1 protein-coding gene is annotated in these 1,423 nt (G+C 47.3%); it reads left to right on the top strand.

All coding sequences use genetic code 11. The features are described from left to right. Positions 1 to 1,209: ISL3 family transposase (locus tag QN359_RS19690; protein ID WP_323493412.1), on the top strand; the 1,209-nt coding region annotated here is incomplete at its 5' end. Positions 1,210 to 1,423: the final 214 nt, after the last annotated feature.

Here is a 1,423-nt window from a genome sequence, read left to right as displayed (position 1 = left end):
AGGCCGCTCGAAGAAGCAGGAACCCACCGAAGCGACTCGCAAATCATCGCGCAGCGCCGTAGGAATCCCCGTCCTTTCGGGCGGGGAGGATGTCAAGAACGACTCCCGGACGTCAATGCAAAACGGTTGATGACATCGCGCCTGGTTGACTGGATCGGCCAACAAGCCGTTAAAAGAACCTTCACCAGCTTGGCCGATGAAGTGGGAATTGTCGAAGGAACGGTCAGACTCATATTCAAAGACTATGTTTCAGATCTGGAGCAGAAAGTTCGATTTGAAACGCCGCGATGGATGGGTATTGACGAAATTCAACTAACTCAGTACCGGTGCGTGATCACGAATGTCGAAAATAATACGGTCGTTGATTTGCTTCACAACCGCAATAAAGAAACCGTCGTCAAGTATCTCTCCCAATTGCAGGGTCGCGAAAAAATCCAATACGTTGCAATGGATATGTGGGTGCCGTACAAAGATGCTGTAAATCTGGTACTTCCAGAGTCGATCGTCGTCATTGATAAATTTTACGTTGTTCGAATGGCAAACGATGCAATGGAAAAAATCAGAAAAAGTTTGCGTGAGTCGCTCACAACAAAACAGCGTCGGGGTTTAATGCACGATCGCTTTGTGCTATTGAAGCGAGAATCGGATCTGACCGACCAAGAAGCGATGAAGCTCTCCGGTTGGGCGGAGAATTACCCTGAACTTGGTCTTGCATATCGATTAAAGGAAGATTTCTTTAAGATATACGATTCACAATCGAAGGAAGAGGCACTGGCGCGCTACGCAGCCTGGGAAATATCCGTTACCGAAGAAGTTAGAGACGCCTTCTCTGACTTAATCAAAGCGTGGCGTAACTGGCAGCCGCACATCTTGGCCTATTTCGATCATCGAATTACAAACGCACACACCGAAAGTGTCAATTCACTTATGCGCGTGATGGTTCGACTCGGCCGCGGATATTCATTTGAAGCGTTGCGCGCTAAATTGCTATTCTCCGAAGGTGCACACAAGAAAAGTCAAAAGCGTCCAGCATTTGAGCGCCGTGCGCCAGTATCGCGTCCCAGTCTGGGACGGCACATGGTCGGTTTCACGAGTTTAGTGAGTGCGAATAATGACCAGAACCTGACTGATAATGAATCTGAAGAGTCAATAAACTATGGCGTTGATATTGCTATGTTGACCAGAATGATTGAGGATGGGGAGATCTGATTTTGATTTTGTGCAATGCATCAGTAAAAACCATCTGACAGCAGACGGCACAAAACAGTCACTGGCCGTCGTTCTCAATTTTAAGAAAAGTCGGCCAAATCCCATTGACCCCAAATCAGTAAACTCACCATTGTAGCCTTCATCAAAAATCTGACTAGGGTTTGAAACCCCGGCCTTCAGAGGCTGTCGCAAAAGCCTGATGGACGTTTTTTAC

Origin of the sequence: Undibacterium sp. 5I2, assembly GCF_035019605.1 — a bacterium.
Classification (GTDB): Bacteria; Pseudomonadota; Gammaproteobacteria; order Burkholderiales; family Burkholderiaceae_D; genus Undibacterium.
This window is presented reverse-complemented; position numbering and strand designations above follow the sequence as displayed.